Raw genomic sequence first — 22,938 nt, forward strand, 5'->3', positions numbered from 1 at the left:
TATATCCATTTTTACAATACTCAACGCTATCAAGCCAAACTAAACAACCTGACTCCTTTGGAATTTAGGAATCAGGTTGCTTAACTATTTTTATTATTTGACTGTCCACTTGACAGGGAGCTGTTCAACTGCGGAAATGCCCGTTTTTTTTTGTGTACTGAAGCTAGTTTTTGCCCAGCCCCTTAGTATTTTCACATCCAAAATAGTCATAACTTCACGCGGGGAACAAAGAAAGGGGGCTTAGGACAAGCTCTGGCCTAGTTGTCTTATGTCTGTCGATCAATCAGCTGTTCTGCTTTAATCATCCAGTTCTTCCTCAACAGACCTCTGGATTGACCAGAGCTCACTATCTATAGTTTTGGCAGCAAGCGCCTGCTCAATAAGATAGTCCAATTTCACCAAGACATCGTCATAGTGTTTAAATCTGGAGGTGACCTTAGCTCCTGTCATCATTTGGTTGAGGGTCGCAACACTTAAAGAGTTTGCCCCAAAATCATCCGAATTCAGTGCCGCCTGAGTTTTTGAGCTGGTCATAACTGGCTGCAAAACAGACATTCCTTGCGATTTATTCACTAATTCCTGCTGAATTTCCGGACGGCTGGAAAGAATTTTTAAAAAATCCCATACCAAATCGGAATGCCGTGTCTTAGCTGACATAGCAAAAAGTGAAGTCTGAAGCTGGGTGGCATTGCCGCTTTCTCCTTCCGTAGGCATCTGTATGCAGGTCCAAGAAAAACTGGAATATTTTGCCACATGATAAGGGTAAGGCTTATAAGTACGGTACTGCGCTAATGTCATCGGGTAAAAGGCAACTTTTCCCTGGTCAAAATCATCGGAAGAGACTTTAATATTATTGTTTAAGGCATCCAGCTTGGAAATAAAAGACAGTGCCTGACGCATATTAGCATTGGCGATGGTTAACTGATTACTGTCTTGATCGTAAATCTCGCCGCCATAGGCAAGCAGGGCTTCCTGCCATGTATAATCTGTACTGCCGTATTGGTCAATAAGGCCATCACCGTCAGTATCTTTGGTGACAGCCCGGCATATCTGATAAAAGTCTGCCAAGGTCCAGTCCTTATCAGGAAGAGACAGACCCTCTTTTTCAAGTAAATCTTTATTGACACACATCATAACTGGGTTAGTCTCAAAAGGCAAAGCATAATACCGACCGTTATACTGTCCGGCCTTTAGAGCTGAACTGTAATAGTTTGCCCTGTTTAAATCACTCTGAATCAATGAAGACAAATCTTTTAAAGCACCAACAGAAGACAACAAACTAAAATCATCTTCCGGCACCATAAAAAGATCAGGCTGCTTTCCTTGTAACATACTGTCTGACAGCCAAGAAGAATAATCATCCTTAGGGATGCCGCTCTCATAGACCACTTTGACATTAGGGTGCTCTGCTTCAAAAGCGGCAATTGCTGAATCAATAACCCGATTATCCTTATTATTAGGGACATCCCAACTGCTGCCGGAATAGACACCTAAACGAATGACAATTGTCCTGTTCTGCCAAAAATATAGAGCAGACAGAAGGACAAGTACAGCAAGCAGCAGCAAAGAAAGCCAAAATTTTCGCTGGGTAAGTCGTTTTATGATATTAGTCATTTTGATCAAAATCCTTCATAGTGACACCGGTCTGCACAGACCAAAGTGCTAATTGTGTACGGTCACGCAGGTTCAGTTTGGATAAAATGATTGATAGATAATTGCGAACCGTCCCTTCCGATAAAAAAAGTTTTGTTGCGATTTCTTTATTTGTCAGTCCAAAGCCTATCTGCTGAATAATCCGCCACTCAGTCCGGCTCATGTCTTTCACATGTTTTTCCTCAACAGTGATATCTATATTGGAATGCGCCATTTGTGAAAAAAGTTTAAAGACCTTAGTGGCAATATCAGGGTTAATCATCGCACCGCCATTATAAACCGTTTGAATCGCCTGATGAAGTTCTTCTGTCGAAACCCCTTTAAGGATATAGCCGGAAGCTCCGTATTTTAAGGCACTGAAGATAAACTCATCATCATCAAAAGTTGTCAAAACAATAATTTTAATGTCCGGGTAGGTCTCCTTGACCAGTTTTGTACAGAGAACTCCATCCATTTTAGGCATTCTGATGTCCATTAAAATAACATCAGGTTTATTATGATGAATCGCCTCCAAAACATCTTCTCCGTCATTCACAGCAGCAAGAACTTCAATGTCTGTAAAAGCTGATAAAATGATTTTAAGTGATTCACGAATCAGCTCCTGATCATCGACAACCATTACTTTAATCATCTATTTCTCCATTTCTTTTAGGAATTTCTATCCAAGTGAAAAAACCATTCCTATTTTCAAATCGGACACTGCCGCCGACAACAGCTAAGCGTTCCTGCATCTGCTTCAGTCCATAACCGTAGCTTAATTCAGTAAAGCCTATACCGTTATCCTGAATACTGATAATATATTTTTCCTGATTAAGCAGGTGAATCACCACTTTACTGGCGTGCCCGTGCCGTAAAGAATTAGTAATGGATTCCTGAATAACACGAAAAACCACATTTTCCTTCATACTATCCAAATCAACCTTATCCCAGCGGTAATACAGCTCAATCTGCAGGTGGGAAATGGCTTCGTATTCTTTTATCATTTGCAGCAGGGCTTCTTTTAAACTGCCGTTTTCTAAAGCCCCTGGGCGCAGTTTGCTAAGCGAACCTCTGACATCTCGGATTCCATCACGCACGACCAAAGACATATTTTGCAGCTGCTCTTTAGCTCTGGACGGATCCAAATCAACCAAAACTTTGACGGCGTCAATTCCAGCTGAGATCCCAGTTAAAGCATGCCCCAATGTATCATGTATCTCTCTGGCAATACGCTTACGCTCACGATCTTCAACAATTTTCTCTGTCAGTGCCACATAACTGTTTAATTCCGTATTAACTTTAGAAACCATTTTCAGTTCTTCTTCAACATTATGTCTTTGTGTAACAGCGTACATAATATAGGATAAAAGAGAGGTAATAAAGACAACCATATTGAGAGAAACTAAAAAGTTTTTAAAAAATAAAATCGCCATCCGGGTCGATCGGGGATAAAAGCTGATAAAAGTCTCTAAAGAAGGCAGCCGAACAAAAAGCGATAATATGTCATAATTGGACAGTAACAGTGCGGCAAAACTGAAGAAAATAAAAGCCAGCCAAGACTTCCCGCCTTTAGAAGAACCAAATTCTTTAGAGCTGTAAAAAATATCCGTAAACACTAGTAAAATCAAGCCGTTGTAGGAGGACTGCGAGGCTATAAAAACAGCCAGCATGAGGATAACTTCCAGAACAGACAGCCCATCATAAATCGACAGCCGGTACTTTTCCTGCCGGTCTCGATAAGCCATAACCAGCAAAAGAGCCGCATAAAGGAGAATCGTTGTAAAAAAAACACTGACCGGTGCATTAGGGATGCGGTCTAATTTCCCCAATAAGTCATGCGACAACCCTTTTGCAACAATGTAATTTGTCGTAAAAAGATAAAGAGAAGCATTGTAGACAATGGCAATCAAGTTGATTAGAATTAGGGCAAGTTTACTGTATCTGATAATCTTGATATTATTCATCACTGCCACCCCGTAATGTCAAACTGCCCAATTGTTTCCTTACTAATCAGCTCGACGGGTATCGTATATTTTTGCTTAACAGCTTTATTGGCAGCTAAAAGGTAGATAACCTCAGCTGTTTTCTCCCCCATTTCTATTGGAGACTGGGCGACAGTAGCCTGAACATCATTCGTCCCGGCTAGTAAGTTTTTCATATCCGGAGAACCGTCAATGCCGTAAATATAGACCTTTTCCGATAATTTTGTTTCTTTTACAGCTGCAAGCGCTCCTAAAGCACTGCGGTCATTAAGGGCCATAACCACATTGAATGATGTCCCCTGCTCAATAACTTCTCTAACCTCAGGCAAACCTACTTCTGTCTGGCCGAGCGTATCCTTGCGGGCAACAACACGGTAACTATCCCGTCCGGCAATTGTATCCAAAAAGCCTTTAATCCTTTCAGTAGCAGAAACAGTGTTCGAATGCTCTAAAAGTAAAATATCAGCTTGCTTAAGAACAGCCATCATGTTCTGCGCATTCAGCACGCCAGCTTGATAATTATCCGAAACAATTGTCGAGTCCGCTTTAATTCCCTGTAACTGTGTATCAACAGCTACAATCTTAATTCCCTTCTTCTGAGCTTTTTTCAGCGCACCAATCACTGGCCTGCTGTCACTTTTAACCGGATTGATGACTATAACATCTACTTTTTGTTCAATAAAGTAAGCAATATGTTCACTCTGCTTAATTTCATCAAGCTCTGGATCTCTGACATACAAAATATCTTGATGCTCACTGACACTTTTTTTTATTTCAGCATTTAAGATTTTATAAAAATCATTATTCATGGTCATATAAGTCACACCAATCTTCTTTTGGCCGGCAACAGCAGGCGAAGCCGTCCCCCGGATATAGATAAGTCCAATCATCAAAACAGACATTATCCCGACAAGCAAAAAGAAAGCTTTTTTATAATCTAAATGCAGCCTCATCCCACACCCCCATAAGATACAAAACCCATTAGAACGAAAAAAGAAATGACGGTAAGCCAGAAATCTATGATTTCGTCTGCACACCTCTGCCAGAACGACTAGAAGGGTGCGGCAGGCTGTTAAGTTCAGACGGCTAGAGAACAGGACAGAATCCCGTAATAGTTTCACTCTTGCTCTGATACAGTCCATTACTCATTTATAAATGAAAATACCGGTAAATCTCTCCACGGCTTCGCTCTTTGTCAAACAAGAGAACGACTTTACCTCCAGCAAGCGAAAATTTCAGATAATCGCTCCATCTGCTCCAGCCTTTCGTCTTTTTCGGCATTCTGAATCTGTTTTCGCTTGTGAATAATGTATCTTTATTATAACATGTTTTGTCTTTTCTTTAAGTGATTCTAAATCCTCTCTTTATTATGCACATGGAGACTCTCCTTTCCCCTGACGCCTTTGCTATATGCTGCTTCAAAACCGTTTCCTTCTAGTATAGCAAAATTCTGCCCTTTCCCCAAGGGAGATTTGTTTTTAAACAATAAAAGTTTTACTTTCTTATTAAAAAAACAGGAACAGCAGAAAATCATGGTTTCAGAGAAACTGATTTCACTGCTCTATTCCTGTTTGATATTCAGCATATAATGCCAGACAGACCTTATTAAATAAATTATGGCAGACGGACTGTCAGAACCCATTTACTCTTTCTTTGTCCCTACCGATGAGTTAAAAAGGAAGCTCCTCCTCTGCTAAAACCAAGTCTGTCAAGTCATTTGCACTGTTGTTCTCCCGTACCGCCCGCTGCGCTCGGCTTTCTAAAAGCTGAAATGAGTGGCAGAGCACCTCAGTCACATAGTTGGTACGATCATCTTTTTCATATTTGCGTGTTCTCAGTTCGCCATCCAGCGATATAAGACTGCCTTTGCCAGCATAAGAAACCAAGGTTTCGGCCAGCCGGCCCCAAACAACGGTACTGATAAAATCTGCCTCTCGTTCACCATTTTGCTTCTTGAAACGGCGGTTCACAGCCAGAGTCACATGTGTGACAGATTTGTTGGTAGCCGTCTTAACCAGCTCAGGGGCTGCTGTCAGACGGCCGATGATAATGACTTTATTATACATATTTTTCCCTCCTGATTTATTATTCGTAAAAAGGGAAGAAACTATGCCTGAGCAAGATAAAAATTGCAGCAGCTGGCTGCATAGAAAATATTAAAAAGATTCATTAATAAATAGCAAGGGAATGGACAGAAGTCCATCCCCTTGCTGTTTTAAGATAAGCTGCACTTCAGTTAATCAGCAATCAAGGGCACCAATTTGCTGATCCTCTCATCAAAACGGTCAGAAATAACCGTGACATCCTGCAAATCAAAGGCCTTAACATTAGAGAGATTGTGAAATTTTGAACTGTCACACATAAGAAAGACATTGTCAGAATGCTCTTTTACCAATTTTTTCTTCGCTGCTTCGGCAATCGTCGGTGTCGTAACTCCAAATTTCTCATCAATGCCATTCACCCCCAGAAAAGATTTGCTGAAATAAATATCTTGCAAATTAACTTCCGTTAAGGCCCCGCTGACCGATGAATTAATCGGATTAAACTGTCCGCCCAGCATAATAATTTCTGCCAAAATTTCGCCCTTTATCGAAAAAATATCTGTATTAGTGGTATAAATAGTAATCCGTTTGGTCAGAATTTTTTCAAACAGCAATGAACAGCTTGAACCGGAATCCAGATAAATCACATCGCCATCCTGGATCTGTTTGGCGGCCAGAACAGCAATTTGTTCCTTTTCTTCGTGGTTCAGTGTATTTCGCATTGTAATAGGGATTTCCCCAACAGTAGAAACCATTTTGATAGCTCCTCCGGAAAGGTACTCAACCTTATTGTTTTTCTCCAGCTCTTTTAAATCGCGGCGGAGAGTTGAAGCTGAAACCTTTGGAAAAACAGCTTGAATCTCATCAAATTTAACTAACTCGGTATCTTTCAACAAACTCAGTATCTTTTGTTGTCTTTCATATGGAATCATTTATTGCGTTCACCTCGCTAACCATGATACCATATTCAGAAAATTATTTCATATAACTTAAGCCAGCTTGTCTTCCTTATCAGTAAAAATAAAACCAAGAACTGCACCGACAAGGACAGAAATCCCCAGGCCGATAACGCCGTTAATAACATTGGCGCTGCTTTCAATGAAGGCTGGGAAAGTTGTCACACTGCCAAAAACAAAGGCGTTAGTGACTACTTTCATAAAACCAAGATAAGCTCCGCCTACTGCACCGGCAATAATTTGTGCTAAAAATAATTTCTTGTTTTTAACCAACATACCAAATAAAGTTGGCTCGATTATAGCAGACAAGGCAATCGTTACAACACCTGTCATTGCAAAATTTTTCAAGTTTTTATCCTTGGCCTTGAGCCAAACCCCAAAGGCAGTACCGATAACGGCAAAGTTACAGGCAAAAGTAAGCGGGCAGATATAGTCGTAGCCAACCTGTGAAATGTTGTTAATCATAATCGGGTTAACCGCCCAATGAATACCGAAACTGACAAGAACACTCCAGCCGCCGCCGATTAAAACGCCTGTTAAGAGTCCGCTTCTTTCAATCAGATAATTGACTGCACGGGCTATCCATTCTCCGCTGTAAACGCCTATCGGTCCAATAACAATAACAGTTAAAGGCACCATAACGGCCAGAGAAACCAGAGGAACCAAGACCAGTTTTAAAGTTTCCGGAATATGCTTATCCAGCCATTTATATAGGTAGGAGTAGGCCCAGATAGCTAGTATAATTGGAACAACTGTTGAATTATAGTTCATCAGAACCACAGGAATTCCAAAGAAATTAGACATAGCCCCGTTTCCGGTATTTCCCATTAAGGAAATAAAATCAGGGTGCAGCAGGGCTGCTCCAATTAAGGCCGAAATATAAGGACTGGCCCCAAAACGTCTGGCAGATGAAAAAGCAAGCAGAACCGGAAGGAAATAAAAGACAGCCATAGAAGCAGCATAAAGAATAGTATAGGTGCCGCTCCCTTCAGCAATAAAACCTAACTGCACGGACAAAATCAGCAGCCCTCTTAAAATTCCTGACCCTGCCAAAGCCGGCAGCAAGGGCGCAAAGATACCTGAAATAGCGGCAAAAACTTTACTGATAACACTGCCGCCCTGACTGCTGCTTTCATCCAATTCAGCTTGTCCGCTCCCTTTTACCAATGTTTCAAATTCATCGTAAACATGCGGCACTTCGGTACCAATCAAAATTTGATACTGCCCTGCTTTGTTGATAACATTGACTACCCCGTTAACATTCTGCACAGCATCGTCATCCGCCAGTGAAGCATCTTTTAAATTCAGACGCAGCCGCGTTGCGCAGTGAGACATGTTTACGACATTCTCAGCTCCGCCAATATGGGTTAAAATCCCTTGAGCAGTAGCTTTGTAATCAGCCATAATAATCACCTCAATTTATTATTTATTTTTTCTTCCCTTAAAAAAATCTAACATCAGCTTGCTGGCCGCAACAGCATCATTTTTATCAATGACAGATTGAATGTAATCCAAGCCGACTTGATTAATCAAACTGTCCAGATAGTGAACCATTTCGATATTGCGGGCACATTCCTCTTCAGCATCTTCAATAACAGGAAAGGTATCAAAATAAATCACTCCTGAATAGTCATGTTTTTTCAGATAATACAAAAGCTCCAGTGTCTTAAAAGGTGTAGCGGTTCCTACCATCAACCCGTCGTCATTAAGGCCGTATCCATCATTTAAATGAATCCCGTAAAGCTCCTTCCGGCTGCCGAAAATATCGGCTGCAAAAGCTGGATTTTCATGCTTCATCAGCATGTGACAGTAGTCCAAAGTTACTCCTATATTAGGACGGTTAATATCATGCAGGAGCATCCCTGTTACACCCATTCCCTCTACAAAGGCATACGCACGCGGCTGAAAAGGTTTATACTCAATGCTGATTTGCAAATCTTTGGCATAATCACAGATTTCCTGATAAGCCTGAACCAATTGGTCCCAGACCTTGCGGTAATTAATCTGAAAACTATAATCAAAGCCATCATAACCCAGCCAAATTGTAATCACCTTTCCGCCGAGCTGCCGACAGTAATCTGCCGCATCTTTACACAGCTGCAAGGCTGCCTGAGCAACTTTAGAGTCCGCATTCCCTAATTCACCGTTGATAAAAGGATCTCGAAAACGTAAGGCTAAGCCATTCACTGTTAAATGATTGGCTGTCAGCATCGCCTTAACCGTTTCCGCCTGATAACCTTCAACATGTTCCGGGAAGTTTAAGTCAACATAATCTAGCTGCAGGGCTTTAAAGCGTGCCAAGACCTTATTCAGGTCATTAGCATTAGATGGCAAAAAAGAATTAATTCGCGTCGCTAGTTTCATATTTTTTCACCTCTTTCACGATATACCCATATTTTACCACTAAACGAAAGCGAATTCAATATCTTTTTGTCATATTTTTTTATTTATTTTCATTATTTATTATTTTTTGCCAACACAAAAGAAAAGCCTGTCTCTGAAACTTGAAAATCAAGTTTCAGAGACAGGCTAAGAAGAAAATTAATTATTCCAGTGTTTGGCAGCATCAAAAACATCACCAACTTCGGCATTGCCAGAAATTTCAATAATTCCCCGTTTTTGCGGAGCATTCGGCAAAGCCAGTTCACGAGGTGAACACATCATGCCAAAACTTTTTTGGCCGCGCAGGCTGCCTGAAAAAATCAAACTGCCATTGGGCAGCATAGCTCCGGGTAGAGCAACAGCTGTCTTTAAGCCAACCCTGATATTTGGTGCCCCAGCCACGATTTGCACCGAACTTTCCGATCCAACTCTAACCTGACAGATGGTAAGATGATCGCTTTTTGGATGAGGAACAGCTGCCGTAATTTCACCAATGACAACTTTAGAAGCAGAATCATTGATCAAAGACTCTGTGAACCCTTCATCTGCAAGAACCGTATTGAGAAGTGCCACATCTTTATCTGAGAGTAGAACCTGTCCCCGACCTTTTATAGTAAGCCAGTCAGAAACTGTAAAAATATTCCAGGCAACCGTTTCGCCGGTATCAGCAAGAAAAACACGCGCGACTTGCCCTTTACGTTCAGCAGCAAGTGCAGCTCCTTTGCGGTCTTTAACAATTACCATCAGCACATCACCGACATGCTCTTTATTATATGTAAAAATCATTAACTCATTATCTCCTATTACAAAACCAGTAAACCCTGCTTATACCTGCTGAAACCGCTGGAAAATCTACTGTTTTTCTTCACGAAACGTAATGCCGTCATCTTTGTAAAGAAAATGATAAATGGTTCCATCAGCCATCACAGCACCTCCGCGGATAGTCTCCTTGTCAGACGCTGCTTCGTTGATATAGAGCACCGCAATTTCACCAAAACGGCCAAAAAATTGCCGCAGCTCTGTCTGTGCCAGTTCATATTTTTTTATCTGTCTGCGTTTTTCCAAGGCTGCCTTAATCAAAAAAGCACTGCCCAGCATTAAAAAACCAGCCCCCGAAATAAGGATGCCTTTTTTATTTTTCATAATCTTTATTTTATCATAAAAGATGCTAAAATAGAAAGTAAAGAATTGAGGTAAGAAGATGGCAGATTTGTTTCAAAAAATTAAGGAAGTGACCGAGCTGGATAGCATTGCCGGCTATGAGCAGCCTGTACGCGATTTTCTGCGCACTAAAATGACACCGCTGACCGATCACATAGAAACAGATGGATTAGGCGGGATTTTTGGAATTAAAAACAGCCCTGCGGAAAACGCTCCGCGTGTTATGGTGGCTGCGCATATGGATGAAGTTGGTTTTATGGTCAGCCATATCCAGCCTGACGGGACATTGCGTGCTGTAGCCATCGGCGGCTGGAATCCATTGGTGGTCAGCTCTCAGCGCTTTACGCTCTACACCCGTTCAGGCCGAAGTATTCCGATTATTTCAGGCTCTCTGCCCCCACATTTTCAGCGCAATGGCAATCATACGGCTCTACCTAAAATAGAAGATGTGATTTTTGATGCCGGTTTTAATGATAAAAAGGAGGCAGAAAGCTATGGCTTACTGCCCGGCGATATCATTGTCCCGCAGACAGAGGCTGTTTTGACGGCCAATCAGAAACATGTTATTTCAAAGGCTTGGGATAATCGATTTGGCGTGCTGATGGTTACAGAATTGCTTGAATCGGTTAAAGACAAAGAACTGAACAATACGCTCATTGCAGGAGCCAATGTACAAGAAGAAGTTGGACTGCGCGGTGCTCATGTTTCGACCAATCTCTTCCAGCCAGAAATTTTTCTAGCTGTCGACTGTTCCCCTGCCGGAGATATCTACGGGGAACAGGGAGCTATCGGCAAGGGAACTCTTCTGCGCTTTTATGATCCAGGGCATATTATGCTGAAAAATATGCGAGAATTTCTGATTAACACTGCCCAGGAAGCAGGCATCAATTTCCAGTATTATTGTGCCAAAGGGGGAACAGATGCCGGAGCTGCTCATTTAAAGCTGGGAGGAATCCCATCAGCAACAATTGGTGTCTGCGCCCGCTACGTCCATTCCCATCAGAGCCTTTACGCTATGGATGATTTTCTGCAGGCACAAGCTTTCTTGCAGGCTATTATCCAAAAGCTGGACCGTGCAACAGTTGATTCCATTAAAGCATATTAATAAACACAGCCTAAATACTGCAAAAGTAAGAGTAACAAACTATGTGAATTTATATTTTCCAGCTGAAGACGAAATCATAGATTTCGGACTTACCGTCAGCCGTAGACGTCTGAAAGCTTTGCAGCCTGCTGCACCCTTCTAGTCGTCCTGACAGAGGGGCGTCTGCGAAATCATAGATTTCGGACTTGCCGTCATTTTTATACGGATTTTTAAATGACTTTATATTTTGAGAAAGGAATAGCTAAACTATGAAAATCGGATTTATCGGTGCCGGTAAAATGGCCAGTGCCATTATAAAAGGGGTGAAAGCCAAGTCTTTTACCGTCATTCTCTCTGAACGGGATAGCAAGGCCAGCCAGACAGTTGCTAACCGACTGGGTGTGGCCGCTGCTCAGTCTCATCAAGAACTGATTGATGAGGCGGATATTATTGTCCTAGGCCTTAAACCGCAGATGATAGAAATTGCTCTTGCCCATTTAAATATAAATAAGCCTTTGATATCAATGGCTGCCGGTGTCAGTTTAGAACGTTTAAGTCAAGTCACTCAACCCACTCTGCCTTTAATTCGTATCATGCCCAACCTCAATGCCCAAATACTCAAAAGTACAACAGCTATCTGCAGGAATCAGTATGTTTCCGATCAGCTGATGGCTACCGCAAAAACCATTACAGACAGTTTCGGAACTACTTTTGAACTTCCTGAACAAGATTTTGACACCTTTACAGCTTTGGCAGGATCCAGTCCGGCTTATATTTACCTTTTTATAGAAGCTTTAGCCAAAGCTGGCGTCAAACATGGCCTGAATAAAAAACAAGCATTGGAAATTGTGACACAGACGGTTTTGGCCAGCAGCCAAAATTTATTAGGCGGAACAGACAGCCCCAATGACTTAATCGATAAAATCTCAAGCCCGGGAGGCACTACAATTACAGGCCTCCTTGATCTCGAAAAGACCGGGTTTACAGCCAGCCTTGTTTCAAGTATCGATGCAACCATTGCTAAAGCTAAAGAGCTCTGAAAAATTCAGAGCTCTTTATTTTTCATACAGCACAATAAGCCAGAACTGCCTAAAATTATCATAAAACCCGCAGCACCAAAGCAGAAGCAATAACAGGTTGAAAGAAATACAGCTATCGACAGTTCATCATTTTACTCAGGCCTTTGCGGTACATAATGCCCAATCTTAAAATTTTCAGCTTTTTTTCAAACGTTCGACATCACGTGCGATAACCAGCTCCTCATCTGTCGGAACAATAAGCACTTTCACCTTAGCACCATCTTTTGAAATGATCCCTTCTGATCCAGAAGCATTTTTTTCCAAATCAAGCTCAGCGCCAAACCAGCTTATACCGGAAATTACCGCCTCACGGACTTCTGGAGCATTCTCTCCAATACCTGCTGTAAAGACAATAGCATCAACACCATTTAAAACAGCAATATACTGGCCGATATACTTCTTCAATCGATCAACAAACATATCAAACGCTAAAGCAGCATCATGATCTCCAGCTTCCTGTCCGGCAATGATATCACGCATATCACTGGACGTTCCTGATACTCCAAGAAGTCCTGACTCACGATTAAAGACCGTACGAATCTTTTCAGCATTAGCCAATTCTGGTTCGCGGTCAATCAAAAAGGGAATAATAGCAGGATCTAAATCTCCAGAGCGCGTCCCCATCATAACGCCTCCTAGAGGAGTCAAGCCCATGGACGTATCAATTGATTTTCCTCCATCAACTGCTGTAATCGAAACACCATTACCAATATGGCAGGTAATCAGTTTTAAATCCTCAATTGGCTTTCCTAATATCTTAGCTGCTTCTTGAGCAACATACTGATGGCTGGTCCCATGTGCGCCATATTTACGTACCTTATACTCTTTATAGTAACGATTAGCTATAGGATAACGGTAAGCTACTTCAGGCATCGTTGTATGAAAGGCAGTATCAAAAACTACAACACTAGTAATATCAGGCAGTATCTCTTTGAAAGCTCGAATACCTGCTGCATTAGCCGGATTATGTAAAGGCGCTAAGAGCCCCAGTTCTTCAACCTGCTCGATAACTTTTTCATCGACCAGAACTGAATCCTGAAAATACTCCCCGCCTGCTACAACACGATGACCAACACCTGTAATTTCTTCATAATCAGAAATAATATTCAAACGAATAAGGTCATCCAGCAGAATTTTAACAGCCTGAGTGTGGTCAGCAATATCGACTGTCTCTGTCTCTGTCTGCCCCTTAAATTTAACTGTAGAAACAGAATCTGCAATTCCGATTCTCTCAATCAAGCCTTTGGCAATAACTTCTTCCTCTGGCATACTGTATAATTGCCATTTAAGACTCGAACTTCCCGCATTAATTGCAATCGTTTTTGACATAGTTCACCTCTGAAGCGTTTTCATAATCTATTTTTATTCTATCATAAAATTTCATAAATGCATATTATCAATTTTCCATTTTTGAAAGTTCTCAATAAAGTCATCAAGAACAGCTCCGTCCTGCAAACTTGAGAAGGGGTAAAGAAAAGTTTCCACTTTACAGTCAGCTTGCTTTCGCAAAACGAAAATAGATTTGGCATAAGCGGGATTCCCAAAAATAGACTCCGGTAAAGTAAGGACGGCAGTGATATCAGCATAATCTTTCAGCCAGTTCTTAAGCAAATCGCTCTGACTGCTGGTAAGCAGATCGTTCGGTGCTAAAAAAAGAGCAACCCCCCCTTTTTTCAGATATTTCAATGACTGCTCCATCAACAAATGATGTGCATAAGTATGCTCTTTATGGCTGGCAACTTGATAGCGCTTAGCAATCTCATCGTTAGGGTAAAAACCGACAGGCAGATCGCTGATAATAATATCACTTGCTCTCAAAATCTGCGGGCGAACCGCATCTTCTTGCAAGAATCGAACAGACAGGTTCATAACTTCAGCAGTGCTGGCCGACAAATCAATAAGTAGATCATCAACCTCTATCCCCAGATAGTCCAACTGTTTTTGACTATTATTCAGCAAAGTGGCTGCCAGATTGCCTGTCCCGCTGCCAATTTCCAGAATATCCAGTTTATCTGCTGCGGTCAGATGCTCAATCAAAAACAAAAAGATAAAACCGATTGTATCAGGTGTCAGCTGATGATTAGCCTGAAGCTGTTCAGTTTGAGCTGCTTTAATAAAGATAAACTGAAAAACACGGCGCCACTCTTCTTGTGTTAATCTCAGCTCGTGTAATTTTCCATTATTCAAATTGACTTGCTGATTCTCACTATCATCACCTAGATAAAAGGCATTTTGTTCAATTAAGGCATCATAGAGATTTGTTTTTATGTGATTTTCTATAATTTGAATATTTTCTAAAACCAACTCATAGGCACTTTCAATTTTTTCAAAGTTCATGTTTTCCTCCGCATTTATCATATCAAAAATCATGACAGATGAAAAGGTCGCCATTAGCTTAGAACATTGGCATGAAGAAAATAATTTTATTGAATCTCAGAATTTAGAAATTAGCTGCAGACAGACACGAGTATCGATGTATCACTTTCTGAAGACAGGGACTAAAACAACAACCGCTGATATAGAGCCAAGTCTGATTAGTTTATTTCCTTTTCTCTCTAATCCGAGACTTGCTGTTCTGTGTCTTCTGTCACAGATTGCCCAGCTTCTTGTTTGTTTTTGTTCTGTTTTTCATAATGAAAAAGATATGAAAACTCTTTTCCATTATCCATCTGAACTTGAATATTTAATTTGTCAGCTTCCTGTTTATAGCTTGACCGTCCCTGTGTAAAAATCACTGTCCCTGAAGATGAGTCAGCCAGATCCCTAGTCACTTCCGCCATTAGAAAAGCTTGACTGGCTGTTATCTGCGCCTGATGCTGACGTTCTGCCGCAACCATCCGATTAAGGTAGAACTGCAATAACAGGGTAAAAACTGCTGACATAAGAAGGGCATATAATAGAATCCCCGCTTTAACTTTCATACGCAAAAGCATAGATAAAGCTCCTTTTTAAACCATTTTTAAAAGTCAAGTTTATTGTAACAATATGGCCTTTTTGGCTGATCTGACTGCTTTCTATACCATAAAGCATAGGCTGATAACCGCGTCCGTCCGCATGTGTCTTCCTAAAATCATCAGACTTGGATTTTCCTAAAGCCAGCTTCTGTCCGTCCCGACTTATATACAACTTATTGTGTTCAACTTTATCTAAATGGCTGCCTTCCAATTCTGTATACAATTGCTGCGAAAATAAAAGCCAGTTTTCTTGATAATTATCAGATAAGTAATGAACATTTGTCATCACCGAGGCCGTCAAAGCTTCATAGACAAGAACAGACCCTAATATGACCAAAAGAGCTGTTAGACATTCCAAAAGAGTAAACGCCTTAACCTTAAACTTTTTCAACTCGTAAAATTTCTTTGTCTTCACTATAAACATAAATTGTATTCCCATCCCTGAAAACTTTAATATGCCTACCATTTAGGTTCAGCTGATCCTGCTTAGTCTGCACGGCCATAACTGCTGTCTGCAGAGCTTCCTGCTGCTGTAAGTTATTTTTGATGCGCTCTCTGTTTGTATCTATTTGATTTAAAATAAAATTACTAATAAAGGCTAGAATTCCTAAAGCAATCAAACTTTCAAGGAGAATATAAGCTTTCGTTTTCAATTTTTTTATAATTACCACTCCCCAAATACAGTTGATAAATCACTGTTTTACTATCGGTCTCAAAGACAAGTTTAGCTAAAGATGAGTTGCCCCCTGCTTCATCAAAGTGTACACGGTATTCTTTTTGAGGCTTGATCGTTTCCGGCAGAGACAGTTCTGTCAAGCCATTGCTGATACCTTTTTCTGAAACGGTCAGAGTCATGGGCTGGTGATTAGCCAAACTCAGCTTTTGTGTGTCTCTGTATAAATATTCAAAATTCATAAAAAATAAATTTTCCTGCATTTTAAGTAAAATACCTTTTACCGACCCAGTTAAGGCAAGCAGCAAAAAAACTGTTACACTAAGAACCAGGAGGCTTTCTAGAAGTGTAAAGGATTTAATTGGCAATGCGGCGTGTTTCTTTAGGATTTTTTGCATAATAATCATTATAGGCCTTTTGCTGCTTAGCAGTAATACTGCCTTCTGAAACTAATTTACTCAAAGTTGCCGGTGTATTTTCGTTAAGTTCGTAAAGCTCAGCCTGACTTTCGACAACTTTTACAACAGCTGCATTGCCGGTATTATTAACCTTGTCCTTTTGCTTAGTTAGATTTGGGACAAATAATAAAAGCAAAACACTGATAATAAGAAGGACAAATAACATTTCCAACAGAGTAAAAGCGGCTGCTTTACTTTTTTTGATAGTGGACAGTAGTCTTTTCATTTAAAAATTTCCTCCTATATTTTGATACATTGGTAGCAGCATCGCTGCATAAATCATCACGATCATCAAGGCAACAGCAATAAAAACAAGGGGCTGAATCAGTTGTGTTGCCTTTATAAGCCGATTAAAGAATGTTTCCCAAGTTTCCTGTGCGTAAATCTCTAATTCTTTGCCTAATTTGGATTTGACCTCACCATACTCAATTATCAAGCCCAATTCTTTACAAAAGAAAGGATACTCCAAAACTTTGTCATGAAACTCTTCCCCAGAAAGGAGACCTTCCCCCATATGATGGCCTAATTCACGAAATAATTGTGCTTTTTGATTTTGCATAATTTGCACGATTTGTGCTAATTCTATTCCCTGACCGATTAGATTTCCCCACTCACGCGCATAATAAGCGGTCAAATACAGACGTATATAATTCCCCAGCCAAGGTAAACGACATAGCCAAGAGACCAATATTATCCGGGGCAAACGTTTTGCAAAGAAGTAAAAAACTGAACCAAGCACCAGCAAGACTGCCAGTAAGAGCAGCAGAAATGATGGAAAATATATAATTACCTGACTGGCAAAATTTTCTCCTTCCAGTTGAGGCAGCAGATAGTTTCTCAGACTAAGCATTAAGAGTACTAAAAATGCCAGAAGCAAGAGCGGATAAGTCCCGGCTTCTGTCAGCTTTCGTCTGACTAATAGAAGACTCTCTAAATAAGATTCTATTTTATGAAGACTTTTTTTCGTGTTTCCGTGAATCTCTGCTAAAGCGAGCTGAGTAAAAACAGCGTCAGAAAATCCCAATACTGCCATCATTTCTGCCAGCCCTTGCCCGTTTAGCAAAACGCTATGCATCTTATCGGTATACTTATCAGCCAAAAGCTGACTGCGCTTCAGAAAGACAACCATTTCAGTCAGACTGAAACCGCCGGCAAAAAGGTTATTAAATAATTGGATAATTTTTCTTTGTTCCTTAAGTTTTAATTTTTTCGTATTTCGCTTCTTCTTCGGTGATATAACCGCTTTCAGCAAGCTCGTCAATCTGCTGATTCCACTTATCTGGGATATGTTCTTGGAAATTTTTGTCAGCAAAATCAATCACTCCACCTCCTCCGATTAAACGCTGGTAGACAATTAGCTGCAAACTGTTATTTAACTCTTCCTGACTGAGCCCCAATTCCTGCAGGCGGGCATAAACACCGGAAATACTTTTAGCATGGACAGTGGAAAAAACAATAATACCGGTTAGACTGGCCCGTATAGCGGCACGAGCCGTTTTCCTATCCCGAATTTCTCCAATAATGAGGATATCCGGACGATGGCGGAGTGATAGTTTGATGAGATTATCATAAGTCATGCCGATGCTTTCATTAAGCTGGAGCTGCAGCATTGCTTCTTCTTTGATCTCAACAGGATCTTCAATCGTAATAATCTGCTTATTGAAATATTTTTCAGTTGCTAATTGATACATAAGAGTTGTCTTGCCGGAACCAACCGGCCCTGAAAAAAGATAGAGACCGCGGCCGCCGATATTTTCCTGAAGATGCTCAACAGTATCAAACCAGTATCGCAGGTGGTAAATCCCCGAATACAACAGGCGGATGACTAAACTTTCGCGGCCTCGGTAATCACCAACACTTGATAACCGCAGTGAAACAGTTTGATCTGCCGCAAACGAATAATCACAAGCTCCCAGCTGACTGCGGCGCTTTTCACCGACATTCATTCCGGCAACAAATTTAAAGTGGCTAATAAGGCTTGCTATATGGTAAGATTCAAAACCGTCCATCCGCTGTCGTTCGGCACCCACACGCAGATACAGTCCGTAACTGTTTCCCTTAGGAATCATGTAAATATCTTGGGCGCTAGCCGCTACTGCTTCTTTAATTATGATTTTTGCTAAATCCTGAACCATCTTAACCTCCTCATTTTATTTATTCGCAAAAAAAGAAAAAACTTTACAATATTGTAAAGTTTTTTCTTTTATACCGTAAATAGTGGAATCAGCCAGAGAAAGGGACAATGCCTTTTTGCTGTTCAAAGTAGGTTATATAGTGCTTCTGCGAAACAATTTCCCAATCTTCCAGAAGTAAAAGAGAATGATAATTCTGAAGATAGTCAGCGCATTCTTCACACCAGTATTGTTCTTTACTGTTCCAAAAAGCAGCCAATAAAGTTTGGCGGCTTTGATAACAGGGCAATTTCTGATAAAGCCTCTGCCATTCCTCTTTAAAACACACTAAAGCTTCGTCAAATTGGATAAAGTTTACCGATTCTGTAATATTTTTCTGCCAGTCTTCAAAAAACCACCAAGGTTCGAACTCAGCCTGCATTTTAACTACTTGATACATAATACTTACTTCCTCACAGAAGCTATTATACAAGAAATTAGATTTTTTTTGAAAAAATCTGCTCACGCGCTGCAAACCACTGTCTATTCCTAATACTGACAGGCGGTAAAACAGTAACTCCCGGATTACTTAAGATGGCTGAGATTTGCACTGCGGCAGCTAATGAATGCTTGTCAGGTATACAAAAAGCCCCAAAGTCAGGCTGTTTACTGAACTTTGGGGTTATGACTCTTGAAATCATCAGATTATTCTGCTGCCAGAGTTTCTGTTTCAACTATGTCGATAGTTTCTACATCGTCCATAATTTCAATTTCATTAACAGCCTGCGGCTCAATATTCCGATAACGAGCCATACCTGTTCCGGCAGGAATAATTTTCCCGATAATAACATTTTCTTTAAGGCCGAGCAAATGATCTTGCTTCCCGCGAATCGCAGCGTCAGTCAGAACTCGGGTCGTTTCTTGGAAGGAAGCTGCTGATAAGAAGGAATTTGTCTCAAGAGAGGCCTTTGTAATTCCCATCAGGACAGGACGGCTTGTCGCAGGAACACCGCCTGTGATGACAATTTCTCTGTTAGCATCTGTAAAATCAGCAATATCCATCAAGGTGCCTGGCAGTAGATCAGTATCTCCCGGATCCATGATACGAACCTTGCGGAGCATTTGCCGAACCATCACTTCAATGTGCTTATCCCCAATTTCTACCCCTTGGCTGCGGTAAACTTTTTGTACCTCAGCAAGAAGGTAAGTTTCAACAGATAAGGTATCCCGTACCTCAAGCAAACGCTTAGGCTGAATAGAACCTTCTGTCAGGGCATCTCCGCGATGAACAGTATCTCCAATTTCCACTTTCATTCGGGCAGTAAACGGTACTACGTATTCTCCTGTACCGGTTTCTCCCTGAACAAATACTTTTTTGGTCCGAGTCGCCGCATCTTCTTCAATATCAGCAATTTGACCTTTGACCTCGGTAATCACGGCTTCACCTTTAGGATTACGGGCTTCAAAAATTTCTTGAATCCGCGGCAAACCTTGAGTAATATCAGTATTTGATGCTACACCGCCCGTGTGGAAGGTCCGCATAGTAAGCTGGGTTCCGGGCTCACCGATAGATTGTGCTGCAACAGTTCCGACAGCTTCACCAACCTCAACAGCATCGCCTGTCGCCAAATTAATACCATAACAATGGCGGCAGACACCATGGCGCGTATTACATGTAAAGACCGAACGAATCGTTACCTTTTCAACACCGGCTTTGGCAATTGCGTCAGCCATATCTTCTGTCAGCAGAGTATTAGCAGGAACAATCAGCTCTCCAGTTTTTGGATCTTTGACAGATTTCTTAGTATAGCGTCCGACTAAACGTTCTGCCAATGTTTCTGTTACTTCTTTGCCGTCAGTAATAGCTGTAATATCAAGTCCGCGGTCTGTTCCGCAATCATCTTCACGGATAATCACATCTTGAGCGACGTCAACCAAACGGCGGGTCAAATAGCCAGAGTCCGCTGTCTTAAGGGCTGTATCGGTCATTCCTTTACGGGCACCGTGAGTTGAGAAGAACATTTCCAAAACAGACAAACCTTCACGGAAGTTTGACAAAATAGGAAGTTCCATAATCCGACCGTTTGGTGCCGCCATAAGTCCACGCATCCCAGCAAGCTGAGAGAAGTTCGAAATATTCCCGCGGGCTCCGGAGTCCATCATCATAACGATTGGATTCTTAGGATCCTGAGTTTCAATCAGGCGTTTTTCAAGCTCTTCTTTTGCTTCGCGCCAAGTTGCGGTTACCGCAATATACCGATCGTCGTCTGTCATCAGTCCGCGGCGGAAGGCTTTATTAATTTCTTCAACCTTATGGTGAGCAGCTTCTATAATTTCAGCCTTATTGTCAATAACCGGAATATCGGCAATTCCTACTGTCAATCCAGCAAGAGTAGAATGGTAATAACCCAGATCCTTTAAGCGGTCAAGGAAAGCCGATGTCTCTGTTGTCCGGAAGCGTTTAAAGGTCTCTGCAATAATATTCCCTAAGTTTTTCTTCTTAAAGGGCTGATTGAGTTCCAAAGCAGCAAGCACTGTCTGAATATCCTGCCCCGGCTCTAGGAAATATTTATCTGGTGTTTTTTCCGTCAGATTGGCATTGTTAGGTTCCTGAAGGAAAGGAAGATCCTCAGGCATAATATCATTAAAGAGAATTTTACCGACTGTTGTGACCATAATTTTATGCTTCTGGTCATCGGTCCAAGGTTTGTTTGGCATACTGTCAACAGCAATCCCCACCCGGCTGTGCAAATGAACATAGCCATTTCGGTAAGCCATCACCGCTTCATCGCGGTCCTTGAAAATCATGCCTTCGCCTTCACGGCCAATATCTTCCATGGTCAAATAGTAATTCCCCAGCACCATGTCCTGAGACGGCGTAACGACAGGCTTGCCATCTTTAGGGTTGAGGATATGCTCAGCCGCCAGCATTAACAAGCGGGCCTCAGCCTGCGCTTCTTCTGAAAGCGGGACATGGATAGCCATTTGGTCTCCGTCAAAATCGGCATTATAGGCCTCACAAACAAGCGGATGCAGACGCAGAGCTTTACCATCAATAAGGACCGGCTCAAACGCTTGGATCCCCAGTCTGTGCAGAGTCGGTGCCCGGTTCAGTAGGACCGGATGTTCCTTAATGACCTCTTCCAAAATGTCCCAAATGCGTTCATCACCGCGTTCAACCATCCGCTTAGCCGCTTTGACATTTCCGGCATAGTCCCGCGCTACGATTTCACGCATAACAAAAGGTTTAAAGAGCTCAATGGCCATTTCCCTCGGGACACCGCACTGATACATTTTCAAGGTTGGTCCGACAGCAATAACCGAACGGCCGGAAAAGTCAACACGCTTCCCAAGCAGATTTTGACGGAAACGCCCTTGTTTCCCTTTTAGCATATGGCTGAGCGATTTGAGCGGACGGCTCCCCGGACCGGTAATAGGGCGGCCCCGGCGGCCGTTATCAATAAGAGCATCCACCGCTTCTTGAAGCATCCGTTTTTCATTCTGGACAATAATCCCCGGAGCATTAAGTTCCAGCAAACGAGCCAGACGATTATTACGATTGATAACACGCCTGTATAGGTCGTTTAAATCCGAGGCTGCAAAACGGCCTCCATCCAGCTGTACCATCGGGCGCAAATCCGGCGGAATGACCGGCAGGATATTTAAGACCATCCATTCCGGCTTGTTGCCGGATTTCTGGAAAGCATCCAAAACATCCAGACGGCGGACCGCCTTAACCCGTTTTTGACCGGTTGCTGTTTTGAGTTCTTCTTTGAGCTCTGCAATCTCTGCTTGAATATCAACCCGCTTAAGCAAATCCTGAATCGCTTCAGCCCCCATTTTAGCAATAAAGGAACCGTGTCCGTATTCCTGCAGCTTTTCACGGTACTCACGCTCAGTCAAAAGTGATTTTGGCTCCAGCGGAGTATCTAGCGGATCAATAACAACATAAGCCGCAAAATAGATGACTTCTTCAAGCGCCCGCGGACTCATATCAAGCGTCAGACCCATACGGCTGGGAATTCCTTTAAAGTACCAGATATGTGAAACCGGTGCTTTTAATTCTATATGTCCCATTCGTTCACGGCGAACCTTAGCCCGTGTGACTTCCACACCGCAGCGGTCGCAGATAATGCCTTTGTATCGAATACGCTTATATTTGCCGCAGGCACACTCCCAGTCCTTAGTAGGACCAAAAATAACCTCATCAAACAGCCCTTCACGCTCCGGCTTTAATGTACGGTAGTTGATTGTTTCAGGTTTCTTAACTTCACCATAAGACCAAGAACGGACCTTGTTAGGTGAAGCCAATGTGATTTGCATACTTTTAAATCGATTTACGTCAACCACTAGTTCTACCTTTCTTTGATATAGCTACAAAACTAGTCTAAAAGTTTCAAAAACTCAGCACTAGCATGTGATTT

24 protein-coding genes are annotated in these 22,938 nt (G+C 41.8%); 3 read left to right on the plus strand and 21 right to left on the minus strand.

Annotated elements, in window-relative coordinates; genetic code table 11:
• Nucleotides 1-3 precede the first annotated feature (3 nt).
• Nucleotides 4-84 (plus strand): IS3 family transposase, encoded by an 81-nt coding sequence (locus tag AB3329_RS09175; RefSeq protein ID WP_368395019.1) that lies wholly within the window; start codon nucleotides 4-6, stop codon nucleotides 82-84.
• 213 nt (nucleotides 85-297) lie between these two features.
• Here AB3329_RS09175 and AB3329_RS09180 read toward each other — a convergent pair whose 3' ends face one another.
• The 10 genes from AB3329_RS09180 to AB3329_RS09225 form a co-directional block, all read right to left on the minus strand.
• The gene (locus AB3329_RS09180) at nucleotides 298-1,614 is read right to left on the minus strand and encodes an ABC transporter substrate-binding protein (protein WP_368395715.1); all 1,317 of its coding nucleotides are present in this window, start codon (nucleotides 1,612-1,614) and stop codon (nucleotides 298-300) included.
• Nucleotides 1,607-2,284: a response regulator transcription factor gene (locus tag AB3329_RS09185; protein WP_067064942.1), complete on the minus strand. Its 678-nt coding sequence runs from the start codon at nucleotides 2,282-2,284 to the stop codon at nucleotides 1,607-1,609. The genes AB3329_RS09180 and AB3329_RS09185 overlap by 8 nt, the downstream gene beginning before the upstream one ends.
• Nucleotides 2,277-3,596, minus strand: coding sequence for a sensor histidine kinase (locus AB3329_RS09190; protein WP_368395717.1), 1,320 nt, complete (start codon nucleotides 3,594-3,596; stop codon nucleotides 2,277-2,279). The genes AB3329_RS09185 and AB3329_RS09190 overlap by 8 nt, the downstream gene beginning before the upstream one ends.
• On the minus strand, nucleotides 3,596-4,567 hold the full coding sequence (locus AB3329_RS09195; RefSeq protein ID WP_368395719.1) for a substrate-binding domain-containing protein: 972 nt from the start codon (nucleotides 4,565-4,567) through the stop codon (nucleotides 3,596-3,598). Before AB3329_RS09195 ends, AB3329_RS09190 begins: the two co-directional genes overlap by 1 nt.
• Before the next feature lie 717 nt (nucleotides 4,568-5,284).
• Complete coding sequence (locus tag AB3329_RS09200) at nucleotides 5,285-5,680, minus strand: single-stranded DNA-binding protein (RefSeq protein WP_067064935.1); 396 nt, start codon at nucleotides 5,678-5,680, stop codon at nucleotides 5,285-5,287.
• A gap of 170 nt (nucleotides 5,681-5,850) precedes the next feature.
• Nucleotides 5,851-6,588, minus strand: a complete 738-nt coding sequence (locus tag AB3329_RS09205) for a DeoR/GlpR family DNA-binding transcription regulator (protein WP_368395720.1) — start codon at nucleotides 6,586-6,588, stop codon at nucleotides 5,851-5,853.
• A 57-nt stretch (nucleotides 6,589-6,645) separates the two neighbouring features.
• Nucleotides 6,646-8,016, minus strand: coding sequence for a PTS transporter subunit EIIC (locus AB3329_RS09210; RefSeq protein ID WP_368395722.1), 1,371 nt, complete (start codon nucleotides 8,014-8,016; stop codon nucleotides 6,646-6,648).
• Between the two features lie 18 nt (nucleotides 8,017-8,034).
• Entirely contained in the window at nucleotides 8,035-8,976 is a 942-nt protein-coding gene (locus AB3329_RS09215) for a sugar phosphate isomerase/epimerase family protein (protein WP_368395724.1), read from the minus strand.
• 177 nt (nucleotides 8,977-9,153) lie between these two features.
• Nucleotides 9,154-9,780, minus strand: a complete 627-nt coding sequence (ytpR, locus tag AB3329_RS09220; RefSeq protein ID WP_368395726.1) for a YtpR family tRNA-binding protein — start codon at nucleotides 9,778-9,780, stop codon at nucleotides 9,154-9,156.
• 66 nt (nucleotides 9,781-9,846) lie between these two features.
• The gene (locus AB3329_RS09225; protein WP_368395727.1) at nucleotides 9,847-10,137 is read right to left on the minus strand and encodes a DUF4651 domain-containing protein; all 291 of its coding nucleotides are present in this window, start codon (nucleotides 10,135-10,137) and stop codon (nucleotides 9,847-9,849) included.
• Nucleotides 10,138-10,195: 58 nt separating this feature from the next.
• Between AB3329_RS09225 and pepA the strand changes: the two genes are divergently transcribed.
• Complete coding sequence (gene pepA, locus AB3329_RS09230; RefSeq protein ID WP_368395728.1) at nucleotides 10,196-11,260, plus strand: glutamyl aminopeptidase; 1,065 nt, start codon at nucleotides 10,196-10,198, stop codon at nucleotides 11,258-11,260.
• 248 nt (nucleotides 11,261-11,508) lie between these two features.
• The gene (gene proC, locus AB3329_RS09235) at nucleotides 11,509-12,279 is read left to right on the plus strand and encodes a pyrroline-5-carboxylate reductase (protein WP_368395730.1); all 771 of its coding nucleotides are present in this window, start codon (nucleotides 11,509-11,511) and stop codon (nucleotides 12,277-12,279) included.
• Between the two features lie 174 nt (nucleotides 12,280-12,453).
• Here proC and AB3329_RS09240 read toward each other — a convergent pair whose 3' ends face one another.
• The 11 genes from AB3329_RS09240 to rpoC form a co-directional block, all read right to left on the minus strand.
• On the minus strand, nucleotides 12,454-13,647 hold the full coding sequence (locus AB3329_RS09240; RefSeq protein ID WP_368395732.1) for an acetate kinase: 1,194 nt from the start codon (nucleotides 13,645-13,647) through the stop codon (nucleotides 12,454-12,456).
• 51 nt (nucleotides 13,648-13,698) lie between these two features.
• Nucleotides 13,699-14,655 carry a class I SAM-dependent methyltransferase gene (locus tag AB3329_RS09245; protein ID WP_368395734.1) on the minus strand — a complete coding sequence of 319 codons (957 nt, stop codon included), beginning with the start codon at nucleotides 14,653-14,655 and terminating at the stop codon, nucleotides 13,699-13,701.
• Between the two features lie 218 nt (nucleotides 14,656-14,873).
• Nucleotides 14,874-15,251, minus strand: coding sequence for a competence type IV pilus minor pilin ComGG (gene comGG / locus AB3329_RS09250; protein ID WP_368395735.1), 378 nt, complete (start codon nucleotides 15,249-15,251; stop codon nucleotides 14,874-14,876).
• The gene (gene comGF / locus AB3329_RS09255; protein WP_368395736.1) at nucleotides 15,229-15,663 is read right to left on the minus strand and encodes a competence type IV pilus minor pilin ComGF; all 435 of its coding nucleotides are present in this window, start codon (nucleotides 15,661-15,663) and stop codon (nucleotides 15,229-15,231) included. Before comGF ends, comGG begins: the two co-directional genes overlap by 23 nt.
• On the minus strand, nucleotides 15,650-15,943 hold the full coding sequence (comGE, locus tag AB3329_RS09260) for a competence type IV pilus minor pilin ComGE (RefSeq protein WP_368395738.1): 294 nt from the start codon (nucleotides 15,941-15,943) through the stop codon (nucleotides 15,650-15,652). The genes comGF and comGE overlap by 14 nt, the downstream gene beginning before the upstream one ends.
• On the minus strand, nucleotides 15,897-16,343 hold the full coding sequence (comGD, locus tag AB3329_RS09265; protein WP_368395759.1) for a competence type IV pilus minor pilin ComGD: 447 nt from the start codon (nucleotides 16,341-16,343) through the stop codon (nucleotides 15,897-15,899). Before comGD ends, comGE begins: the two co-directional genes overlap by 47 nt.
• Nucleotides 16,303-16,629 carry a competence type IV pilus major pilin ComGC gene (gene comGC / locus AB3329_RS09270; RefSeq protein ID WP_368395739.1) on the minus strand — a complete coding sequence of 109 codons (327 nt, stop codon included), beginning with the start codon at nucleotides 16,627-16,629 and terminating at the stop codon, nucleotides 16,303-16,305. Before comGC ends, comGD begins: the two co-directional genes overlap by 41 nt.
• Nucleotides 16,630-17,715: a competence type IV pilus assembly protein ComGB gene (comGB, locus tag AB3329_RS09275; protein ID WP_438272904.1), complete on the minus strand. Its 1,086-nt coding sequence runs from the start codon at nucleotides 17,713-17,715 to the stop codon at nucleotides 16,630-16,632.
• Complete coding sequence (gene comGA, locus AB3329_RS09280; protein WP_368395740.1) at nucleotides 17,597-18,538, minus strand: competence type IV pilus ATPase ComGA; 942 nt, start codon at nucleotides 18,536-18,538, stop codon at nucleotides 17,597-17,599. The genes comGB and comGA overlap by 119 nt, the downstream gene beginning before the upstream one ends.
• An 88-nt stretch (nucleotides 18,539-18,626) precedes the next feature.
• A complete protein-coding gene (locus tag AB3329_RS09285; protein ID WP_368395741.1) occupies nucleotides 18,627-18,974 on the minus strand; it encodes a DUF1033 family protein in 348 nt (115 codons plus the stop codon).
• Nucleotides 18,975-19,219: 245 nt separating this feature from the next.
• Nucleotides 19,220-22,864 (minus strand): DNA-directed RNA polymerase subunit beta', encoded by a 3,645-nt coding sequence (gene rpoC / locus AB3329_RS09290; protein WP_368395742.1) that lies wholly within the window; start codon nucleotides 22,862-22,864, stop codon nucleotides 19,220-19,222.
• Nucleotides 22,865-22,938: the final 74 nt, after the last annotated feature.

Source organism: Streptococcus huangxiaojuni, from assembly GCF_040930515.1.
GTDB classification, from domain to species: Bacteria; Bacillota; Bacilli; order Lactobacillales; family Streptococcaceae; genus Streptococcus; species Streptococcus huangxiaojuni.

Bases quoted from the DNA above. Each gene is read 5' to 3' on its own strand.
- AB3329_RS09180 (WP_368395715.1), bottom strand. From the start codon at position 1,614: ATGACTAATATCATAAAACGACTTACCCAGCGAAAATTTTGGCTTTCT.
- AB3329_RS09185 (WP_067064942.1), bottom strand. From the start codon at position 2,284: ATGATTAAAGTAATGGTTGTCGATGATCAGGAGCTGATTCGTGAATCA.
- AB3329_RS09190 (WP_368395717.1), bottom strand. From the start codon at position 3,596: ATGAATAATATCAAGATTATCAGATACAGTAAACTTGCCCTAATTCTA.
- AB3329_RS09195 (WP_368395719.1), bottom strand. From the start codon at position 4,567: ATGAGGCTGCATTTAGATTATAAAAAAGCTTTCTTTTTGCTTGTCGGG.
- AB3329_RS09200 (WP_067064935.1), bottom strand. From the start codon at position 5,680: ATGTATAATAAAGTCATTATCATCGGCCGTCTGACAGCAGCCCCTGAG.
- AB3329_RS09205 (WP_368395720.1), bottom strand. From the start codon at position 6,588: ATGATTCCATATGAAAGACAACAAAAGATACTGAGTTTGTTGAAAGAT.
- AB3329_RS09210 (WP_368395722.1), bottom strand. From the start codon at position 8,016: ATGGCTGATTACAAAGCTACTGCTCAAGGGATTTTAACCCATATTGGC.
- AB3329_RS09215 (WP_368395724.1), bottom strand. From the start codon at position 8,976: ATGAAACTAGCGACGCGAATTAATTCTTTTTTGCCATCTAATGCTAAT.
- ytpR (WP_368395726.1), bottom strand. From the start codon at position 9,780: ATGATTTTTACATATAATAAAGAGCATGTCGGTGATGTGCTGATGGTA.
- AB3329_RS09225 (WP_368395727.1), bottom strand. From the start codon at position 10,137: ATGAAAAATAAAAAAGGCATCCTTATTTCGGGGGCTGGTTTTTTAATG.
- pepA (WP_368395728.1), top strand. From the start codon at position 10,196: ATGGCAGATTTGTTTCAAAAAATTAAGGAAGTGACCGAGCTGGATAGC.
- proC (WP_368395730.1), top strand. From the start codon at position 11,509: ATGAAAATCGGATTTATCGGTGCCGGTAAAATGGCCAGTGCCATTATA.
- AB3329_RS09240 (WP_368395732.1), bottom strand. From the start codon at position 13,647: ATGTCAAAAACGATTGCAATTAATGCGGGAAGTTCGAGTCTTAAATGG.
- AB3329_RS09245 (WP_368395734.1), bottom strand. From the start codon at position 14,655: ATGAACTTTGAAAAAATTGAAAGTGCCTATGAGTTGGTTTTAGAAAAT.
- comGG (WP_368395735.1), bottom strand. From the start codon at position 15,251: ATGCTTTTGCGTATGAAAGTTAAAGCGGGGATTCTATTATATGCCCTT.
- comGD (WP_368395759.1), bottom strand. From the start codon at position 16,343: ATGCAAAAAATCCTAAAGAAACACGCCGCATTGCCAATTAAATCCTTT.
- comGC (WP_368395739.1), bottom strand. From the start codon at position 16,629: ATGAAAAGACTACTGTCCACTATCAAAAAAAGTAAAGCAGCCGCTTTT.
- comGA (WP_368395740.1), bottom strand. From the start codon at position 18,538: ATGGTTCAGGATTTAGCAAAAATCATAATTAAAGAAGCAGTAGCGGCT.
- AB3329_RS09285 (WP_368395741.1), bottom strand. From the start codon at position 18,974: ATGTATCAAGTAGTTAAAATGCAGGCTGAGTTCGAACCTTGGTGGTTT.